Origin of the sequence: Algoriphagus sp. TR-M9, from assembly GCF_027594545.1 — a bacterium.
Classification (GTDB): Bacteria; Bacteroidota; Bacteroidia; order Cytophagales; family Cyclobacteriaceae; genus Algoriphagus; species Algoriphagus halophytocola.
On sequence record NZ_CP115160.1, the window covers coordinates 992,692 to 1,013,323 of the forward strand.

Sequence of the window (20,632 nt, forward strand, 5' to 3'; positions counted from 1 at the left end):
GCCCCGGCGGTAAACTTCCTGAAAGAATTATAACATTCCTTCTATAGATTTTTCTAATTCTCTGGCGGTGGCCAAGAATTCTTCCACGTTCATATCTCTAAAGAAAATCAAGCCATGGCTAGATCTAACCTTGGCACGCTCATGCAGGTAAAAGTAATTTTTACCCAGCAAAAGCTGAATAGCATCCAGCTGATCTACCCAGATCCTTTTGGCTACGGTACTGAATTTACCATTGTGCGAGTAGCTCGGGAATGAGGCATTCACCTGACTCATGTAGCAGTTTGAGAAGGAATCTTCCATGACGGACATATCTCCCAGAGATACCGGCACGATCACATTGGCTTCGTGCGGCTCAAACTTGAACCATACATTTCTATAGCCTATGATTCGGAGCTCGCTGATATCTTTCTCTTCTCCCCACTGGCGCACCGCTTCTGCAGTTGCCTGAAGTACTTTATAGTGGGTGTCGGGTCCGGAACCTTCCGGATCAAGCGTCAAGCTAATCTTTGTAGGGTTCACTTTCCGGAACATTTCCACGATCGGTTCTACGTCACGTTTTTTGTCCGGCTGCTCCGTGAAGATGTCTCCGGTATAAAATCCTAGTCTCAGGTGGTGTACGTTTTTCACCTGTACTCCAAAGTGCGCCCATACCAGCTCTTCCTCAAACTCACGGATCATACCTTTGAGTTTTTGGATTTTTGCAGGGTTCTTTTCCCCGTCATAGCTATTCCTCAGGATGCTGATCACTTCGTTGATGGTCTCACGAAGTTGGGATTTATTTTTGATTTCAAATACAGTCACCAATGCTCTTACCACTCTATGGCAAAGCCCTCTTTTGCGCTCAGCAGGATCTTCTGAAGCTACATTGGTCAGGTAGTGATAGACATCCTTGTCCGTTTTCAGGCTATACCCCACTTCAAAGAAGTCTTCGAAGTTTACCATCTGGATTTTATTGTCATCCAGAAGTTTTTTGGTATGCTGCAGCGTGTCAATGACGAAGGTATTGGTCACTGCGGTAAAGCCAGATGTCAGCACGGAGAAGTGTGCTTCATTTGTAGGCTCATGCAGCTGATTGGTGATATGAGGCAAAATTCCCAGGGAAATATCATCGTGGTGCGGTCCGGTATGAAGTAAAACCTCATTCTTTTCCTGTTCCAGTCCCTTAGCCAATTTGGCTTCTATGCTCTCCATCACTTGCTTTACCGTATCCTCAGAGAGTCCAGGGATCAATCGGGTATATTTATCGGCTTTCAGGTCTGCCAGTCTTAGCCTGTGTCCATATTTGCCTAGTTTTTTACAGAGGTCTATGACTGCTCTCTCGGTTTTTTCCCAAGTCCACTCACCTTTCTCGTAGTAAGCATCTATGGAGTCTGTCAGTCTCACAGCAGCACCTTTGGTCAGGTAGAAACGGCCGTTTTTCAGTTTTTGAAGTACTGTACCAGGGAATACATTGTTCAGTGGAGTCTCTAGGGAATCCCTTACTATACCTGCCTTGGCTTCCCCTGCGGCGATGATAATCGCTACAGCGTCCTGATTATAAACTATGGTGTCTAGTCCTATGGTGATCACCAGCCTGTTGGAAGAAACCTCAATTCCTCCCAAGTCACCAGCTGCTACCGCTTGGGTTTCGAAGTTAGTTTCAGTCAGTCGCGTAACCGAGTACACATGGGATCCGCGGGTGTTGAAGGCTATGTGTCCATCTGGGCCAATGCCGCCTAGGAAGAAGCCAATTCCGCCTTTGTCCCGGATTTTTTGCTCGTACTCTCCACACCACTGATCGATCATATAGATGGACTCTTGCTGTAGTTTTTCCAGTTCAGTCTCAGGATCTCTGAATCGTAAAGACAAATCTACTTTCAGGTCAGGGAAAACCTCTTTAAAATGTAGGCCATTGGCCAAAGGAATTTCATCGGAATTGATCAGGATGGCATTTTCCTTAGATAAACCAAAGCCTTCGATGTAAAACTTATTTACGTAATCGTAAAAACTATTTGCCTGCTTAGCGGAAATAGGATAAAACTCATCAATCTGAACGAAAGTCAAATCTTTCAAAACGGGCTTCTTCGTATCTCCCAATCCGTATTTGGTACGTACATCCTTGCCCTTTTTGTTGTCCCAGTTATCCAGTAAAAACTGCGTCCACTTGATGAAAAATTCAGGTGTTTTGCCAGTAGGCAAACTGATGACGCCCTGAGGATTGGCAGCAGCCCATTCTAGAAATCTACATGCCGTAAGAAGCCCTAGTTTAGGGAAGTTATCTACGGTAAGGTAGGGGATAAGAGTGCTGATTTTGTCCACTCCGGATTCCTTGAGAAAACATTTTTCTACTTCTGATAGCGGATAATTGCTTAGCATACTGTGGGAACAGATTTAGTTTGTATTGAAAACGATTTTAGATACTCTTCGATGTTCTGAAGAATTGTTTTGTGTTAAATCCCTGTGGATATAAATCGTTTTTGGAATTTGACATTTGTCAAAACAATCTATTGGAACTAGTCGTCTGGTACGTTACACTTTCTGACTACTCAAATGTAGAAAAAAGTTTTTGATTAAAACACACTTTTATAAAAATTTTAATAAAGTATTCACTTTGACTTAAAGTTGCCTCGTAAATGCCAACTTGATTCGCGCCTGAAACTCCTCGATAATCTTGAAGATTTCTACGAGGGTGACCTGCTGAACTTTGGTGATTTGGGCTATCACCAGATGGTTTTTTGGTTTTTGACCTCGCTGCAATATTAACTCTGCCTGATTTTCCAGTCTCAGACTCATCAAGTAATCAAAGGCATGGGTAAGTTCCTGGGCTTCCTTGGCATTGAAAACGCCCTTTCCTTGGAGCAGTGCGATTCGGGTCACGGTGTTGGTTTCGAAGATTCTGTATTTCAGCGCATAGATTCTTACCAGGTCTACTATAGGCCGCATGGTTTGTTTCAGGTTGATTTGCCTTTCTCCGTCGATTTTTTCGGTTTTGATCTGCCTGAAAAATGTCAAAGGGGGCTCGTATTGGAGGGCGTTGAATCCCAGACTAAAAAAGAAGCGTTCCGGTGCATTTTCCATCAAGGTATCCATGTGGCTTTTTAGTGCTTCCAGGAGGGAGTCTTCTCCATAAATGGCCCTGCAATCAAAGAAGGTGGAGTATTTCATGGCTGTTTCCTGGGACGAGTCAGCTACCCATGCATCATAATTTCTTTTCCAGTGAGAAAGGGAATGAGTCCACTTGGGATTCATTGCCATCAGTTCCCCTTCACAAAAGGAAATGCCAATCTGATCCATGGCAGTAGAAACCCGGGTAGCGAATTGCAGAAAATAAGCCCGAACCTCCTCTCGGTGTTCGTTAGCTTTGTCCTCATAGATGATGGCATTGTCCTGGTCAGTTTTCAAAGTGAGTTCACCTCTTCCTTCACTTCCCAGGACGAAAAAGACAAATTTGGCAGGGGCTGGCCCCACCTCTTTCAGCACCCGTTCTATCACCCGCTGCGTAATGGTGTCTGCTACAGTAGTGATGATCTGATTGACTATGCCAGCTTTCATGCCCCGAGAGAGCAGCAGGTGGATCAGATCCGGCATTCTTTCCCACTTACTCTTCAATTCTGGGATTTGCCTGGCCTCCTTCACCGATTGGATAAACATGAAAGGTCCTTGGGACTGCTCAGTCAGGATCTTGGTTCTGCTGATCCAGCCTACGTATTCGCCTTTTTCCTCTACCAGAAGGTACCGGGATTTGGTTCGGAACATGAGCATCAAAGCCTCTACTAGATAAGAGTCAGGATGTATGCTCACCATGTCTTTCTCCATGATTTGGCTTACTTGAATAGCAGGAGAAAGGCGCTGGGCCAGTAATCGGTCCCGTAAAGTGATATCAGTGATGTAGCCGGAAATCTGATTTACCGAATTGCCTATAAAGACACAACTTACCTGTTCCTTTGCCATAAGCATGGCACATTCGGTAACGCTGGCATCCGCTTTACACATGCGTAGATGCCGAAAATGTAAATCTCTTACCCGCTTGGAGTAAAACTGATCTGCGATAAAAGAACTGTCTGGCTGCATAGAATGAATAGAAAAATCGGTGCGAGCAAGTTTAAAGTGGAAGTTAACCGGGAGTATGAGGTAGATTGGTCTCCTGGGAAATTATTTTCTAGCTATCAATTTAATGACTAAAAGCCTTTAGGAAACATGATTTACAAAATTTATTAACTTTCATCCATGCTTGTAATCGTAACTGGAGTATCGGGCTCCGGAAAAACCACCTTAGGCTCCCATCTTGCCGATAAATTGAATGTGCCTTTTTTTGATGCGGATGATTTTCATACCCAAGAGAACGTCGCCAAAATGAGCAGGGGATTTCCGCTCAATGATGAGGACAGAATGCCCTGGCTGAATAATCTGGCCAAGCTACTTTTGGACTCTGAAAAGTCAGGAGGGGCTGTTCTGGCCTGCTCTGCACTGAAGGAGCATTACAGAAAGATTTTGCAGGTCAGTGCGGAATTAAAATGGATACATCTCCAGGGAGCAAAGGAATTGATCTGGGAGCGCATGCTTGCGAGAAAGAATCATTACATGAAAGCAGAAATGCTGGACTCTCAGTTTGCTACCTGGGAGGAACCTGGCTATGGTCTTAAACTCAGTATCGCGCAGGAGCCCAATGCCATGCTGGAGGAGGCTCTTGCCTATTTAGAACTGAAAGCTGCCAGGGGATAGTATGGAACGGATCAGTTATTTACCTATAGATAATTACTAATAAATCAGTGAAATAAGTCAATTTTAGTGATGAGTTGCTTTAAGAGTTAGAAAGTCCGAAATTAGAAATTCATCAAGACCAAGCCTCATCATGAAAAGTGCTCCTAATCTATTGCTGATTGCTTTTTGCAGCTTCACTTTCAATGCTTTTTCCCAAAGCTATCTCATCTCCAATGTGCACATTATTAGCATGGAGAACGATCAGGTTTTGGAAAATCAATCTCTACTCGTGAGTGATGGGAAAATTAAAGCAATTGCACCTATGGACGAGGCATCGACCTTTGATGGCCATACGGTTTATGATGGGCAGGGCGCATATCTTTTTCCTGGATTGGCGGAATTTCACTCGCATATTCCAGTGGCAGAAAATGGAGACACCCGGCTTCAGGAGGAGGCTATGTGGCTCTACCTAGCCAACGGAGTGTTAAGGGTAAGAGGGATGATAGGCCATGGTTCGCATCTGCCCTTAAAGGAGCGGATAGATTCCGGAGAATTGGCTGGTCCCAAACTTTTTCTCTCTGGGCCTTCCTTCAGAGGGGCTACAGTTTCCTCTCCAGAGCAAGCTGCTCAGATGGTGCGGGATGAAAAAGCTGCCGGATATGATCATTTAAAGCTGCATCCTGGACTGGAAATGGATGAATTTTTGGCCATAGCCCAGACAGCCCAGGAATTGGAGATTCCCTTTGGTGGACACGTTTCCTTAGCGGTGGGTTTGAAGGCTAGTTTGGAGAATGGCTATAAATCTGTAGAGCATATGGACGGCTATGTGGAGGCATTGGTTCCTGATTATTCCAGAGTCTTAGACCCGAGAATTGCAGGGCCCTTTTCCATGCTTTTGGTAGGGGAGGCGGATAGAAGTAGATTACCAGAATTAGTGGATTTGACCTTGGAAACAGGTGCTTGGATGGCGCCGACTTTGACGCTGTTTGATCGATATTTTGGGTTCAGGGAAGCTGAAGAATATAGAAGCGCGCCAGAAATGAAGTACATGTCTGCAGATCAGGTGCAAAGCTGGATCAATGCCAAGACACCTTATGAGAAATCCGGAATATTGACCCGGGAAAACGTGCAGCCCTATTTGGATTTTCGAAATGAACTTTTGATGACCTTGCATGATGCTGGGGTGCCTATTTTGATGTCCTCGGATTCCCCACAGGTATTTAATGTGCCGGGTTTTTCCATTCACCATGAGATTGCTTTGATGTCTGAGGCGGGCATGTCAAATTTTGAAATATTGAAAACCGGTTCAATTAATCCGGCCAGCTATTTTGAGCAGGAGGGGGAATGGGGCGTGATCAGAGCAGGCGCATCTGCTGATTTTGTATTGGTACAGGGTAATCCTCTGGAAAATCTGGAAGCCTTGAAAAGCCCACTTATGGTGGTGATGAAAGGGAAGATTTATGATAGAAATGAGTTGCAAAAGCAACTGGCCAAGATCGCAGCTAGGTACAAGCGCTAATCAACTTCCTGAGGATAATAACGATAAAACGATTTATTGACAGTTATGTGGCTAAATAAAGCCAAATAGGATTTGCTTAACACTAGCATTCAGATGCTAAGAACATCGGTCTTCTGGACGGCTGGGCGGAGAGGTATTGGATACTGGCGTCATTCCGTATATTCATGTTTCTGATTTACCTATACATTCACTCCAAGCATTATGAACCCGAAAAGCCAGATTTCCTCCTTTTTTCTAAGTCTTTTTTTTGTTTTGCCTCTGATGGCACAGACCAAGTCCACGATTATTCAGGAAGCTTCCTCGCTTAGCATTTCCGGGGTGGAAGTTGGCCAATGGGAGGGTAAGAAGGTGTTTCGGTACACGTTGGACAATGGAACTATGCAAGTGGAACTTACCAACTTTGGGGGGATTATCTCCAGAATTATAGTACCGGACAAAGATGGAAATCTAGAAAATGTGGTTCTGGCATTGGAGGAAATCCCGGATTACTTCACTAAAAATGGCCCCTACCTGGGCGCCGCCGTGGGAAGGTATGCAAACAGAATAGGTGGGGCTTCTTTTAAGCTCCAAGGGGAGACTTATCACCTGACCAAAAACAACGGAGCACACACCCTGCATGGAGGAGCAAAGGGTTTCGGCGTGAAAGTTTGGAACCCGGAAACCTATAAAAAAGAGGATGCCGTGGGCGTAAAAATGACCTATCTCAGTGTGGATGGAGAGGAAGGATTTCCCGGAAATCTAGAAACTACGCTTTGGATGGAATTGACTGCTGCTAATGAGCTGAAGTTAAGGTTCGAGTCTACTACCGATAAGCCAACCGTAGTAAACCTGACCAATCATTCTTACTTTAACTTAAACGGCATGACTGGAGACGTGCGGGATCATGAATTGCAGATTTTTGCAGAGGCGATTACACCTACAGGACCAGGTCAAATTCCAACAGGTGAACTCCAAGCAGTGGCCGGAACTCCTTTTGACTTTCAAAGCTCTAAAAATCTTGGCCAGCAACTGGATCAGGTGGAGGTAGGGTTTGATCACAATTTTGTCACCAAAACAGAAAACTCATCAGAGCTTCAAAAAATAGCCATAGTGAAGCACCCTGCTAGCGGAAGAGTGATGGAGGTTTTTTCCACCGCTCCTGGGGTGCAACTCTACACGTCCAATCATATGCGGGATTTTAAAGGTGCCGAGGGCAAAACCTATCAGCCGCACTGGGCACTTTGCCTGGAGCCTGAGGGATGGCCTGATAGTCCAAATAAGCCAAATTTCCCATCTACAAATCTAGCTCCAGGAGACCAATATGAGCATGAGATAGTGTACCAATTCCATGTAGTACACTAAAAAGCAAGTTTTCCCTAACTAAGTAGAAGGTTTTTATTAGATTGGGTATCTAACTAATCTAAGCCCTCCATGATTACTATTTCTAATAGACTTTTACTTGTACTCATTGTTTCATTTATCAGCACGCTGGGTTTTTCCCAAAACTACAGCATCAAAAAAGTAGGGGAGTTGCACCTGCAGAGCTTGGCTACGGCGGTGGTTCGGGATTATGACCCGAAGCGGGATATTTATCTAGGTTTCATTGACAAGGGTGCAGACGGTGTGGAACTGGCGATTTTCGATGCCGAGGGTGAAATTTTGGTCAGCATAAACCGTAGAGGCGAAGGGCCGGATGAGTACCAATCTTCCGCGTTGACAATGGGTTTTGCTTCAGATGGGAATATATGGGTGCAAACTTCCATGGAATTGCTGCAGTATGACTTGGAGTTTAACTTGATCCATAAAAAGAGATTTGAACCGAAAGTGACCACTCACATTTATTCTGGTCCTAGGGCTAAATTTATTCCTCTTACTAAAGCTGATAATCCCTCTTTTGTGGTCAATATGTCAAATTCTTCAAACTTGGCTACCTCTACCTATATTCCTTCAGAAATCCAGCTAGTAGATTATTATGACCCAGCAGCTAATGAAGTAAAATCTACCATTTCTTTAGGAAGTAGAAATGGGTTTAAGGGAATTGAAAACGAAGAGTTTCCAGTGAATGTAAATCCTATTTTCGCTGCAGATCCTCGGTTAAACAACCTATACCTGACCACTGCCTTGGATAATGAAATCACGGTTTACAACCCCATTAATTGGCATGTGATCCAAAGAATACCTGTGAAGCATGAGTCTTTTGAGCCACTGGATGATATTCCTATCCGGGAGTCCAATCTGCCTACCATGCCCACCATGGGTAATCCAGGGTTATTCGCACAAAATAAGACCTTATTGGTATTTGGGGCCGGAGTAGTGGGGCTAGTATATGTACGTGGGGAATCTGAAGCCTCTTACGAATTGAGAAAGAGTACGGATAAAACATATAGATTCAATGATCCGGAATACCATAGGCTGATTCTCTTTAAAGACGGGGTCCAACTCCCAGGGGAACATGTAGTTCCTTCGGGCATCATAGAAATGCCCTTGACAGAAAACAGGTTTTTGGTCAAGGTAAACCTAGGGGAGGAAGAGCCGGATTACATTCCCTATGAAATATGGGAAGTGATCAAGGAGTAAAGCTGGCTTTCGTAAACCATTGGAGTAAATTTTTCAGCATACTGAGTAAGAACTACACAGTTAAAATTACTAAAAACCGCTTTAAGAGCAGATAGTGTGGTGGGAACAGCCTTTGTAAGAAAATGGGGGAACACTAAACCAACTTAATTTCTTATGAAGATGAATAATCAACCCCAAAATGCGAAAGCCTCAACTTTCAGAAAACTCAGAACTTCTGCTGCTGTGATGCTTTCCGCAATTTGTCTAGTAGGTATGACTTCCTGCGAAGATGAAGACGATGATCCGATTGTAGATACCTATAATCAGCAGGATAGAAACTTTGCCATGGCTTCTTCCGAAAATCTCAATGCCCAGATCAGTTTTGGTCAATTGGCGCTGGATAACGGCGAAGATGACTCTGTATTGGAGTATGCAACCATGCTTGTGTCTGAAAACACAGATAGCCAAACCGAGCTGGAAGGTATAGTAGATGGTACAGATGTGGAGATTTCTGATGGAATCAGCGATGCCATGCAGACCAAATACGATGAACTGGCCATGATGAGTGGTGAAGAATTTGATAGGGCTTTTATTGATTTTCAGTTGGAGCTTTTGGATGACTCCATGTCAATCTATGAAAATGAAGAGGACAATGGAGAAAATTTCACTTTGAAAGGATTCGCTGAGAAAACCCTGGAAAAAATCAAAGATCATAGAGAAGATGCAGTCTTGGTCAAGGCTGAAATTGAGATCGAAGGAGTTTAACAACAATGTTGTTTAACACCAGGAGTCAGAATGTAGTCAACGCTGATTAACCCAGCTGAAATTGCATGATGATTTCTTTAAAGCCGGTTTTCCGAAAGGGAGCCGGCTTTTTCTGAGTTTAAAGCACAAAGCTCACAGAGGAGTTGCCCATTCTATGTAGTGGTCAGAAGTTCATTAAGCTATCCAAGGGGAGGGCTTTACTGGAATAAATGAAAAGCCATCGCTTGGGCCTCATCAAAGTGCTGATACCCACAAATTACAGCTTCAAAATCAGTGAAATTCCCCAAATGTTTTAAGGCTAAGGGATTTCCAAAATGAACTAGAATACAGGGCTTCGCTTGAGCTAGGTTTTTTAGTTCAGCTACTAGCGTCTGGTCCATGCCGAATTGATTGATCGGCTTATGGGAAGGGACAAAAACAGAAATAATCACTTTTTCGGCCTGCTCTAGCTTGGTTTTACTTAATTCTGATCCGTAATTCTGACTGAGTTTTGAAGAGAAAGTTGTGTTTTCCCTACCAAAGAAGGTCTTGTGCGAAAGCTTCCCCTGATCTGCCAGGTGCTTCAGTTCCTCAGGATCTAGGTTTCCGTGAAGTACCGATACATAATCTTTGGCAAGTTGGCTTTGAAACACCGAATGGCTTTTCCAGTCAAATACTGGAACCTCCAGATTTTTGAAAGCAAATACGCCTAGCTTTTCCTTTAAATTCCAGATCTTTTCGAAAACAGCATCAACTTCCCCTTCTGAGGCATTTGCTTCGATTTTCGCAATTCCTTCCTGTACATGATCCGAGAAGCACAAGATGTCGTTTCCGGCGTGAAAAGCTTCCCATTCCAATTGCCCGGGCTCAGTAAATAGATCCGCCACGGCTTTCATGTTAAGCGCATCTGAGATGACTATGCCTCCAAAGCCCATCTCCTTTTTCAGCAATTCCGTGATAATCTCCTTAGATATGCTAGAGGCGATTTCCCTGCTGTGGCTAAGGGCAGGTGCAGCCAAATGCCCCACCATGATCATTTCCACACCTTGGTCGATACCGATCTGAAAAGGCAGGAGCTCTTCCTTTTGCAGTTCACTTTTACTCTTTTGTATCACCGGCAGCCCCAAATGCGAATCGGTCTGTGTATCTCCATGGCCCGGAAAATGCTTGAGACAGGCTGCTATGCCGGCCTTTTTCATTCCCTGATACATAGCCATGGAATATTCGGCCACTTTTTCCGGGTTGGTGCCAAAGGACCTATATCCGATCACGGGGTTGTTAGGGTTGGTGTTGACATCCGAGCAAGGTGCCAGGTTCAGGTGGATGCCTGCTGCTTTCATATCTAAGCCCATTCTGTAGCCCACTTCCGCTAGTTGATTACCTGCTTTACCTTGCAGGGCTCCAAGTGTGATGGCAAAGGGGTATTGCGGTGTGTTTTCTATCCGCATAGCCAGTCCATATTCTCCATCTATGCTGATGAGTAAAGGGACCTTCGCAATTCGCTGAAAGCGATTGATCAATTGGATCATTTTTTCCAAAGTTCCAGATACAGCTAGCACTTCTGCACGCTTTTCAAAATTGGCGGCGGCCGAGTGCCTGCTGTGAAAGAAAGTCAACCCACCGATTTCCTGCTCACGGATCAGTAATTCGATTTTCTGATGGTTTTCTTCCGTATCATGAATAAAGGCTGCAGGGGAAAAACACTGCGCTATTTTTTGGCTTTTGCTGAGCTTACTTTTCATGGGGATAAAATGGGTAGTGATGAAAAGATGAAGTACGGCAAATCTGTGAAGTTTTCAATCTTAGCCTTATGATTATATGCTTTTTTACAAGTAATGAGCTTAAAGCCTAAAAGGATTTGCTGCACACTAGCATTTAGGCTACCTATGGGCAAAGGTAGGTCTTTGGTCACTTGTACCGAGCGAAGTCGTAGAATCGGGCTTCTGACCAGTTGAGTAAAGAATTATTGGTCAGTGGTACTATTCCGTATTTGCATACATAGCATTCTCTAATTTGTAGAAACCAAACAATATTCTGTAAAAATTCACAGATCACTTCCTCATTTTGCCTTCCCTGCTTACCTTTGCGCATGGCAGAACAAATCTTGATCCTCGATTTCGGTTCTCAGTACACACAACTCATCGCCCGAAGAGTTAGAGAGCTGAATGTTTATTGCGAAATTCACCCTTATAACAAAGTTCCAGAGATCAGCTCCGATATTAAAGGAGTGATACTTTCAGGTTCTCCTTGCTCAGTTCGTGACGAGGGGTCTCCTGATTTGGATCTGGATATTTTAAGAGGCAAACTCCCACTACTGGGGGTATGCTATGGTTCCCAACTTTTAGCTCAAAAGTACGGTGGAGAAGTGCTTCCGTCCGAAATCAGAGAATATGGCAGGGCTAATCTGAGCCATATTGATACGCATTTTGATTTGTTGAAAGAGATGAGTCATGGATCTCAGGTATGGATGTCCCATGGGGACACCATCAAGAATTTACCTGAGAACTTTGATGTGATCGCGAGCACGGATTCAGTGCGAGTAGCGGCTTTCAAAATCCAGGATGAAGAGACTTACGGGATTCAATTTCACCCGGAAGTGACCCATTCTACAGAAGGGAAAAACCTTTTGAGGAACTTTGTGGTGGGAATCTGTGGCTGCGCGCAGGGTTGGACTTCCGATGTGTTTATCGATGCTACAGTGGCAGATTTAAAAGAGAAAATCGGAGCTGATAAAGTGGTGATGGGGCTTTCCGGAGGAGTAGATTCATCGGTAGCGGCTACTTTGATACACCGTGCCATTGGCGATCAGCTGACCTGCGTCTTTGTGGATAATGGTCTGCTTCGCAAAAATGAATACGAAGAGGTATTGGACTCATATAAGCACATGGGATTGAATGTGATCGGAGTGGACGCCAAGCAGCGATTTTATGATGCATTGGAAGGAATCACTGATCCAGAAGGGAAGCGAAAGGCGATAGGAAGAGTTTTTATTGAGGTTTTTGATGATGAAGCGCACAAGATTGACGGTGTGAAATGGCTAGGTCAGGGTACTATTTACCCAGATGTGATTGAGTCAGTTTCTGTCAAAGGCCCTTCTGCTACGATTAAATCTCACCATAATGTGGGCGGTTTGCCTGACTTTATGAAGCTTTCCGTAGTGGAGCCTCTGAATACCCTTTTCAAGGATGAAGTTCGTGAAGTGGGACGAGCTCTGGAGATTGTGGAGACAATCATCGGGCGTCATCCTTTCCCTGGACCGGGGCTTGGAATCCGTATTTTGGGGGATGTGACTGCCGAAAAAGTGAAGACACTACAGGAGGTGGACCATATATTCATTAAAGGACTGAAAGATCATGGACTTTACGATGACGTGTGGCAAGCAGGAGCGATGTTGCTACCTATTCAGTCTGTAGGTGTCATGGGCGATGAGCGAACCTATGAAAAAGTAGTGGCTCTGAGAGCTGTAGGTTCTGTAGATGGAATGACTGCTGATTGGATTCACTTGCCTTACGAGTTTCTGGGTAAGATTTCCAATGATATCATCAATAAAGTGAAAGGCGTCAATCGTGTCGTTTACGACATTTCTTCTAAGCCACCGGCAACTATCGAATGGGAATAGTCTCCTTTGAGGTTTTAAAACCTCGAAGGTGCTGTAAACCTCTCATCTTTTAAATATTCAAAAAACCCGAAGGCATTTCTTCGGGTTTTTACTTTTCAAGGGTTTTCGGCCTGAACTTTGGGTTTGAAAATATTGGCTTAAATTTGCCTTCCCTAAGTTTTACTCTTACGCATCACTGATTCATGAAAAAGTACCTGTTGCTGCTTCCCGCTTTTTTTATTCTGAGCATTTCATTGGCTCAATCTCCCACGCCAGAAGCATACCGCCAGGCAATGTCCCAGATGAGTGCCAAATACTATTGGGAAGCTATTCCGCTTTTCCGCCAGTTTTTGGACGAAGATGAATATGGGAATCTTTCCTATTATGCCGCGCTACACCTGGGTGAAGCAGCCTTAGGAGCCAATCAACCTGGGCAAGCAGTGGAGGCTTTGCTACCTATCGCATCTAAGAATTGGGCCAAATCAGATGAGTCAAAATACCTTTTGGCTGTGGCATATTTCAAAAATCAACAGAATCTAGAAGCATTGAAGCTCATCAAACTTATCCGAAAGGATCAAATCATGAAAATGGCTGAAAATGCTACCTATGAAAACCTCAAGCAGGTAAGCTCCAGTTTTATGGTGGCAAATATGGAGGAATTCAAGGAAAACGCGGGTTTCCGGGCAGCTTTAAAAGATGTGCTGGAGAGCCAAAACATACTTTCTGCTACGGAGCGTGCTGCATACTATGAGTTGCAGGGCAACTCCACCGAGGCCAGTACCAATGCAGTGAAAGACCAGATTCTGGATGTGGTGGTGATCTTACCTTTCACCAATTCCGATAGAACCAATTTGGCAGGTATTTCTCCAAGTGATTTCGTGTTTGAGCTCTATCAGGGTATAGAGTTTCAGAAGGAAAAGCTTGAGCAAGAAGGCGTAAAGGTGAATTTGATCAGTTTCGATTCTAAAAGAGATCTGGAGCATTTACAAAACCTACTCAGCGACCCAGCCATTGCAAAAGCGGACGTGATCGTAGGGCCTATTTACCAGGAAGAGTCTGATCTGGTCAGTAATTTTGCAGAAACTGCCGGAATCCCTTTTGTTCATCCTTTGTCCAATCTAGGAGACCGTTTTCAGCAGATGAAGTACAGTTATTTGTTCCGGCCTTCTGTTAATTCTTTGGCAGAGGGCATAGTTGATGGCCTGAGAAGCCAGAGTTGGGGACAAAAAGTAGCGATAGGATACAGTGGAAGTAGCCGGGATACGAATTTGGCACAGGAGCTTCAGCGCAAATTGAGCTCAGCAGGGTTTCAGGTGGTAAGTACCGAGCAGATCAACCCTAGAAGTGCAAATGACTTTTTGCAAAGCTTAGGAGTCCGGGTAGGTTCGGAAGCTGCTGCCGTGGATCAGGTTATTTTACTTACCGATGACCCTACTATTGCGCAGCCGGTACTTGGGCTTATGGAGTCTATTACCGTGTCAGTTCCTACCTTAGTCATGGACTCTTGGTTAGGTTTTAACTTTGCAAATTACGAGATGCTGGCTTTTCCTAATTTCTACTTTGTAGCTAACAATACGCTAAAGTTTCATGCCGAACCCATGAAAGAGTTTAGGACTTCCTACTACAAAAAATTTCTATCGCTTCCGAGTATGAACACTATTCTTGGAGCGGAATTGGTGAATTGGCTGTCGGCTAATATGTCTGTAAGTAAGGGATTTGATCTGAGGAGAAATCTAGATCAGGGTGCCTATGAACCAGGTTGGTTGACTTGGGGTTTTAACTTTCAGAATTCTACCAATAATAATTACGTACCTGTATTCCGATTAGAAGCAGGAGAATTAAAACCATTGCAGTAAGCTATGAATATTTCCCAGAGTAAAGTACTTTTTTCAAAAGCGCAGAATTTCATCCCAGGAGGCGTGAACTCACCCGTTCGTGCATTTAGAGCAGTAGGGGGAGAACCGCTTTTCATTAAGAAAGCTGAAGGTGCATTTCTATATGACGAGGACGGTAATAAATTCATTGAACTGATCAATAGCTGGGGTCCAATGCTTTTGGGCCACAACCATCCGAAGGTGAAGCAGGCGGTAATTGAAGCGATGGAAGATGGAACTTCTTTCGGTGCTCCAACTGCCCGTGAGGTGGAAATAGCTGAGTTGATCGTAAGCATGGTACCGTCCATCGAGAAAGTTCGTATGGTGAACTCCGGTACGGAGGCGACCATGTCTGCGATTCGTGTTGCCAGAGGCTTTACCGGTCGAGACAAATTCATCAAAATGGAAGGCCATTACCATGGACATGGTGATTCATTTTTGATAGCAGCAGGTTCTGGTGCGATGACCATGGGAGATCCTGATTCTCCGGGAGTGACCAAAGGAACAGCTAAGGATACCTTGATTGCTCCCTATAACAATCTGGAAGCTATTGAAGAACTGATCGCAGCAAATCCAGGAGAGATCGCAGCATTGATTTTGGAACCTGTTCCGGGAAATATGGGCCTTTGTTTACCCAAAGAAGGATATCTGCAAGGATTACGTGATATCTGTACCAGAGAGGGGATTGTCTTGATCTTTGACGAAGTAATGACAGGATTCCGTTTGGCAAAAGGTGGAGCTCAGGAGGTTTTCGGTGTAACTCCGGATATGACCACCTTGGGTAAAATCATCGGAGGAGGAATGCCAGTAGGTGCTTACGGAGGAAAGAGAGAAATCATGGAGTTTGTATCTCCAGCTGGGCCGGTTTATCAGGCCGGAACACTTTCAGGAAATCCAATTGCAATGGCTGCTGGTTTGGCTATGCTGAATCACCTGAATACAGATCCAACTGTATATGACGAGCTAACTCACATAGGAAGCAAATTAGCAAAAGGTATAAAAAGTGTAAATGAGGAACTTGGTTTGAACTATACCGTGAATAGCTTTGGAAGCATGTGTTCCATGTTTTTTACAGATAAGCCAGTGTTTGATTTTGAAAGTGCAAAGAGCTCTGATACGGCGTTATTTGGCAAATATTTTCAAGCAATGCTGAAAAGAGGAGTTTATTTGGCACCTTCTCAGTTTGAGAGTTTGTTCTTATCCACCGCCTTGAAAGATGAGTTGATCGACCAAATCTTAGCTGCTCATAAGGAAGCAATGGTGGAGATTTTGGGATTGTAATACATTTATCTATTTAAATTTTAGAAGTAATGTCTATCAAAGTTTACGGAATTAAGAATTGCAATACGATGAAGAAGACCTTTGATTTCCTAGCGGAAAAAGGAGTGGACTATGACTTCATTGACTATAAGAAGCAGAAGCCTAGCGCACCACTTTTAGAAGGTTTTTTAGAGAAAACAGATCTTGCATCTCTAGTGAATAAGAAGGGGACAACTTACAGAAAAATGTCTGATGATCAGAAATCAGCTTTAGAAAATGAGGAAACCGCTATCCCGATACTTGAAGAAAACTCAAGTATGATCAAGCGCCCTGTGATTGTATATCAAGACGGAAGCCTGAGTTTGGGTTTTGATCCGGAAGTGATAGAGGGGAAATTGAAGTGAGGTAGCTCTCGGCGGTGCAACGATTTGATTTCAGCTATTTTGGATTCTCAATCACTAGTTTTCAACTTAGAATTTTGATTTGAATACCTCTTGAAATACTTAGGCAGATAGTGGTAGTCTCATCGAGATTAAAGGTTTAGAAGAAAATGGCGAAAAAACGCGTTGCGTCGCTACGTCGCCGCGAGAGATATTAGTACACTATCGTATCCGTCGGCAAAGGAGGCAAGCTGAAATTCCCTGTTTCCAGGTAAAAGCTGAACTGAGCAGAACTTGCAGCATCGGCTGCTGGAGATTCGAAAGCAAATACTTTTTCCAGCATTGGATGGCCATCAAGCGTTGATAGTTTGTCTATAGTCACCTGCGTATTGTTGATGTAAAGCAGTTTTAGATTTTTGTTTTCTACTAGTTTTTCTAAGCCAGATCCGTCAATAGCAGTTTCGTTTAGTTTCAATACAGTCAAGTTTGGAAGGGTAGCAATCTGCTCTAAAATAGCATCACTGATTGCTGTTCCGGTCAAGTCTAAGTACACAATTTGGTCTTTTGCCGATTGAAGCATTTGCCAATCGGAGTCAGAAAATCCTGGAAAATTAATGCAGCTAATCTTCAATAATGGAGAGTCCTTTTTTACTATTTCAGCAAAGAAACCTTCATCTCTGAGTTTGGAAATCGAATCCTGAGGAAGCTTTGCTACCTCAACTACCGGGTAAAATGGGATCTCATTCTTTTTGAAAAATGGCTCTAGCAAACTAACGCTTATCTCGGTTTCTCCTAGCTTGGCGTTTTCCGGAGATCCAGATTCTATCCAAGCTTTGATCAATTCAATCTCCTCTTTTCTGGGCTGTCGCTTATCCTTTGGTGGCATGTGATCATCATGGTCTTCCGGCAAAACCATACGAGCAAATAGCGCACTTTTCTCAGCATTTTCACCTTCTAAAATGGCCCCATCTTCACCGCCTTTATGGATTCCTTGGAAAGAACTCAGATCTAATTCTCCCTTAAGTTTATTCGGATTATGGCAGCTTTTACAGTTTTGATCCAAAATAGGTTGGATTGCTCCCGTGTAAAACTCCACTTCTTCCCAGTTATCTGCGGGAAGTTCAAGTGGTTCATTACCGCTGCTTTCCCCTCCCAAGAAGGATTGAAGCTCTGGAGGTAAGACCTCGGTGAAGTAATCCTCCCCATGAGTGATATTACCTCCAAGATGACCCGTAAGCGTTAAAATCACCAAAAGCAAAGCTCCCTTTATTTTTAATTTCGCAGGAGTGGAGGCGGAATTTTTCAGATGATACCAAAGTCCTAAAGAAAGGAGCGTGGTAAGAATTCCCAAGATCAAGTGGAACTTCACAGTGTCCCAACCATAGCCTTCTCCTTGGTATTGAAGAAAGCCACTTACGCTGGCAAAACCTGCTGAAATTCCACCAAGCAAAAATGCTAATTGGATTATGGGTGAATAGAGAGAATACTTCTTTCCAGCCCAAAAAATCAAAATTACTCCAAATACCACAAAGCCAATGGGCAAGTGAACCAAAATCGGGTGAAACCGCCCAAACAGGGGCAAAATAAAACTAATCATTTCCGAAGCGGGCTTGAATGGCTTTCATGATAAATACATTGGCTTCCCATTGATCTGCGATGGGTACGTTAGAAAAGGGCACGGTAGGCAAGTAGGGTGGAGGTCCAAATTCTGTGGTGATCGTATAGACTTCCTGACCAGAATTCCGGATAATCTGCTCCCAAACATCCAAATGAGTATTTAATGCGGATTTCCATTCTGGAGCAGCTGGATTATTCACCTGAGGGCCTTCGGCAAAGCCAATCCGTGCATGAATATGATCCACACGAGGAATGATTTGCTGTAGCAAGGGATCTTTCAAACCAATCAATCGCTCATGAACAACCATCCAGTGGCTGATGTCCAAATTCAAACGTAAATCAGGTGCGGCATTCACCATTTCCACAGTCAGCGGAACATTGAAGGAAAACCTGCTTCGGTGAGTTTCATGCACAATTGGAATTCCGGATGCTTTGCTCGCCTTGGTTGTCACATCGATAAACGCCTTATTTTGCTCCAATGTCCAGTAATCCGAACCCGTGTGCGAGTTGATTTTGACTGGATTCCATGCAATTATCTTTTGCAGATTTTCTTCATAGACCTTTAGGGCTTCTTCATAAGGAAGCCCCTTATTTGTTCCATGAAGGAAAATCACCTTCAAATCGTATTTTTCCAGCCCGGCTTTTAATTCTTTTTGGACGGTTTCATCGTATGGGAACCATGTTTCGATTCCATCATAACCATTATTTTTAGTTCGTTTTAGGAATTCGTCCAAGGGAAGTTTATTCCCCCAGTCAGTTTGAAAAAATTGAAGTTGCGTCTGTGAGAAAACAGGGTGTAGCATGAGGCTGAATAACACAGCGACCAAGGATATTCTTTTAAGCATGGAAAATCTAAGCTAGTATTTTATTGATTAATTCACCTTCCACATCAGTCAAGCGGAATGGTCGGCCCTGGAAATCATAGGTGAATTTCTCATGGTCAAAACCCATCAAATGCAGAATGGTAGCATGAATATCATGAACAGAAACCTTCTCCTCAACTCCTGAAAATCCAAAATCATCTGTGATCCCGTAGCTCACCCCTGGCTTGATGCCACCGCCTGCCATCCACATGGTGAATGCATCCACGTGGTGATCTCTACCCAAAAATCCTTGAGTTTTGCCACCTCTATTTTCCTGCATAGGAGTTCTTCCAAATTCACCTCCCCAGACAACCAGCGTATCCTCAAGCATTCCTCTTTGCTTCAAATCCAGAAGCAAAGCTGAAATCGGCCTGTCTATTTCCCGGCATTTATTCCGAAGTCCCATATCGATGGAGCCATCGTGATCTGTTCCATGCGAATCCCATCCCCAGTCGTATAGCTGAACAAATCTTACTCCTTTTTCCACCATTTTTCTAGCCAAAAGGCAGTTGTTTGCGAAGGATTCTGCGCCGGGCTTGGTGCCGTATAGTTTATGGATAGATTCAGGTTCATCATTGATGTCCATCACCTCGGGTACCTCAATCTGCATTCTATAAGCCATCTCGTATTGATTGATTCTTGCCAGAATCTCAGGATCTCCGTAAGTGTTAAATTCTTCCTGATTCACCGCATTGATTGCCTCAATGACGTTTTTCTTCAGATTTCTGCTCATTCCTTCCGGATCATCCAGGTACAATACGGGATCTCCTTTGGATCTACATTGTACACCTTGATAGACAGAAGGCAAAAATCCTGAGCCCCACACACTTTTGCCTGCATCAGGAGTTTTTCCACCGGAAGTAAGCACGACAAAGCCAGGGAGATTCTGATTTTCAGTACCCAGACCGTAAGTGACCCAGCTTCCCAAACTCGGTCTGCCAAGTCTTGCACTGCCAGTTTGCATGAAAAGCTGCGCTGGACCATGATTGAATTGATCTGTATGAACTGCCTTTATGAAAGAAACGTCATCAGCAAGTTTGGAAAAATGCGGCAGGTAATCGGAGATCCAGGCACCAGATTGTCCATGCTGAGCGAAATTTGCCTGTGGGCCAAGAATGTTAGGAGTTCCTTGGATAAAGGCGAATTTCCGACCTTCCAGCAGTGACTCAGGGCATGGCTGATTATGGTATTTTACGAGTTCTGGTTTGTAATCAAAAAGCTCCAGTTGCGAAGGTGCTCCTGCCATGTGGAGGTATATGATTGACTTTGCCTTAGCTCCGAATGGAGGAGGCAGGGGAGACAGTGGATTCAAATCCCTGTCAGTAAGATTGAGCCCTTTGCTAGCGGTGGCTGAGCCCGAATCACAACCAAACATCAAGGGAGCCAAAGCTAGCCCACCTACTTTGGAAACGCAATCCATCAGGAAGTGCCTTCTAGTTTGTTTGGAAAGCTTTTGCTGCGCAAACTCAGCGAGCATTTTGTCTAGGCTTTTCATCTGATTATGATTTTATTTTTAAAGGCCAGATGGAATCTTGCATTTTCATTCTTCATCCAGTTAGTTG

General features: G+C 44.0%; 15 protein-coding genes. 9 read left to right on the forward strand and 6 right to left on the reverse strand.

All coding sequences use genetic code 11. The features are described from left to right. Positions 1 to 27: 27 nt before the first annotated feature. Both PBT90_RS04515 and PBT90_RS04520 read right to left on the reverse strand, forming a co-directional pair. Positions 28 to 2,355 carry a glucosamine-6-phosphate isomerase gene (locus PBT90_RS04515; RefSeq protein ID WP_264809204.1) on the reverse strand — a complete coding sequence of 776 codons (2,328 nt, stop codon included), beginning with the start codon at positions 2,353 to 2,355 and terminating at the stop codon, positions 28 to 30. A 240-nt stretch (positions 2,356 to 2,595) separates the two neighbouring features. After that, positions 2,596 to 4,050: a DUF294 nucleotidyltransferase-like domain-containing protein gene (locus PBT90_RS04520; protein WP_264809205.1), complete on the reverse strand. Its 1,455-nt coding sequence runs from the start codon at positions 4,048 to 4,050 to the stop codon at positions 2,596 to 2,598. Positions 4,051 to 4,206: 156 nt separating this feature from the next. Here PBT90_RS04520 and PBT90_RS04525 point away from each other — a divergent pair, with 156 nt between their 5' ends. The 5 genes from PBT90_RS04525 (at position 4,207) to PBT90_RS04545 (ending at position 9,499) form a co-directional block, all read left to right on the forward strand. Then, positions 4,207 to 4,701: a gluconokinase gene (locus PBT90_RS04525; RefSeq protein WP_264809206.1), complete on the forward strand. Its 495-nt coding sequence runs from the start codon at positions 4,207 to 4,209 to the stop codon at positions 4,699 to 4,701. 130 nt (positions 4,702 to 4,831) lie between these two features. After that, positions 4,832 to 6,199 carry an amidohydrolase family protein gene (locus tag PBT90_RS04530; RefSeq protein ID WP_264809207.1) on the forward strand — a complete coding sequence of 456 codons (1,368 nt, stop codon included), beginning with the start codon at positions 4,832 to 4,834 and terminating at the stop codon, positions 6,197 to 6,199. A gap of 201 nt (positions 6,200 to 6,400) precedes the next feature. Further along, the gene (locus tag PBT90_RS04535; protein WP_264809208.1) at positions 6,401 to 7,540 is read left to right on the forward strand and encodes an aldose epimerase family protein; all 1,140 of its coding nucleotides are present in this window, start codon (positions 6,401 to 6,403) and stop codon (positions 7,538 to 7,540) included. A gap of 69 nt (positions 7,541 to 7,609) precedes the next feature. Continuing rightward, complete coding sequence (locus PBT90_RS04540) at positions 7,610 to 8,755, forward strand: 6-bladed beta-propeller (protein WP_264809209.1); 1,146 nt, start codon at positions 7,610 to 7,612, stop codon at positions 8,753 to 8,755. Between the two features lie 159 nt (positions 8,756 to 8,914). Then, complete coding sequence (locus PBT90_RS04545) at positions 8,915 to 9,499, forward strand: DUF4142 domain-containing protein (protein ID WP_270131811.1); 585 nt, start codon at positions 8,915 to 8,917, stop codon at positions 9,497 to 9,499. A gap of 197 nt (positions 9,500 to 9,696) precedes the next feature. On the opposite strand, the gene PBT90_RS04550 is transcribed toward PBT90_RS04545, so the two are convergent. Next, entirely contained in the window at positions 9,697 to 11,220 is a 1,524-nt protein-coding gene (locus tag PBT90_RS04550) for a glycoside hydrolase family 3 protein (RefSeq protein WP_264809211.1), read from the reverse strand. 347 nt (positions 11,221 to 11,567) lie between these two features. Between PBT90_RS04550 and guaA the strand changes: the two genes are divergently transcribed. The 4 genes from guaA to PBT90_RS04570 all read left to right on the forward strand — a co-directional run bounded on the left by guaA (position 11,568) and on the right by PBT90_RS04570 (position 16,614). Then, positions 11,568 to 13,097 (forward strand): glutamine-hydrolyzing GMP synthase, encoded by a 1,530-nt coding sequence (guaA, locus tag PBT90_RS04555; RefSeq protein WP_264809212.1) that lies wholly within the window; start codon positions 11,568 to 11,570, stop codon positions 13,095 to 13,097. A 182-nt stretch (positions 13,098 to 13,279) separates the two neighbouring features. After that, entirely contained in the window at positions 13,280 to 14,932 is a 1,653-nt protein-coding gene (locus PBT90_RS04560; RefSeq protein ID WP_264809213.1) for an ABC transporter substrate-binding protein, read from the forward strand. Between the two features lie 3 nt (positions 14,933 to 14,935). Then, complete coding sequence (gene hemL, locus PBT90_RS04565; protein WP_264809214.1) at positions 14,936 to 16,231, forward strand: glutamate-1-semialdehyde 2,1-aminomutase; 1,296 nt, start codon at positions 14,936 to 14,938, stop codon at positions 16,229 to 16,231. Between the two features lie 29 nt (positions 16,232 to 16,260). Continuing rightward, positions 16,261 to 16,614 carry a Spx/MgsR family RNA polymerase-binding regulatory protein gene (locus tag PBT90_RS04570; RefSeq protein WP_264809215.1) on the forward strand — a complete coding sequence of 118 codons (354 nt, stop codon included), beginning with the start codon at positions 16,261 to 16,263 and terminating at the stop codon, positions 16,612 to 16,614. A gap of 190 nt (positions 16,615 to 16,804) precedes the next feature. Here the strand turns inward: PBT90_RS04570 and PBT90_RS04575 are convergent, their stop codons facing one another. Genes PBT90_RS04575 through PBT90_RS04585 form a run of 3 tightly spaced genes read right to left on the reverse strand, consistent with a single transcriptional unit; the run spans position 16,805 to position 20,565 of the window. Beyond that, positions 16,805 to 18,187 (reverse strand): c-type cytochrome domain-containing protein, encoded by a 1,383-nt coding sequence (locus tag PBT90_RS04575; RefSeq protein ID WP_264809216.1) that lies wholly within the window; start codon positions 18,185 to 18,187, stop codon positions 16,805 to 16,807. After that, the gene (locus tag PBT90_RS04580; RefSeq protein WP_264809217.1) at positions 18,180 to 19,052 is read right to left on the reverse strand and encodes a sugar phosphate isomerase/epimerase family protein; all 873 of its coding nucleotides are present in this window, start codon (positions 19,050 to 19,052) and stop codon (positions 18,180 to 18,182) included. Before PBT90_RS04580 ends, PBT90_RS04575 begins: the two co-directional genes overlap by 8 nt. Before the next feature lie 7 nt (positions 19,053 to 19,059). After that, positions 19,060 to 20,565, reverse strand: a complete 1,506-nt coding sequence (locus PBT90_RS04585) for a DUF1501 domain-containing protein (RefSeq protein ID WP_264809218.1) — start codon at positions 20,563 to 20,565, stop codon at positions 19,060 to 19,062. Positions 20,566 to 20,632: the final 67 nt, after the last annotated feature.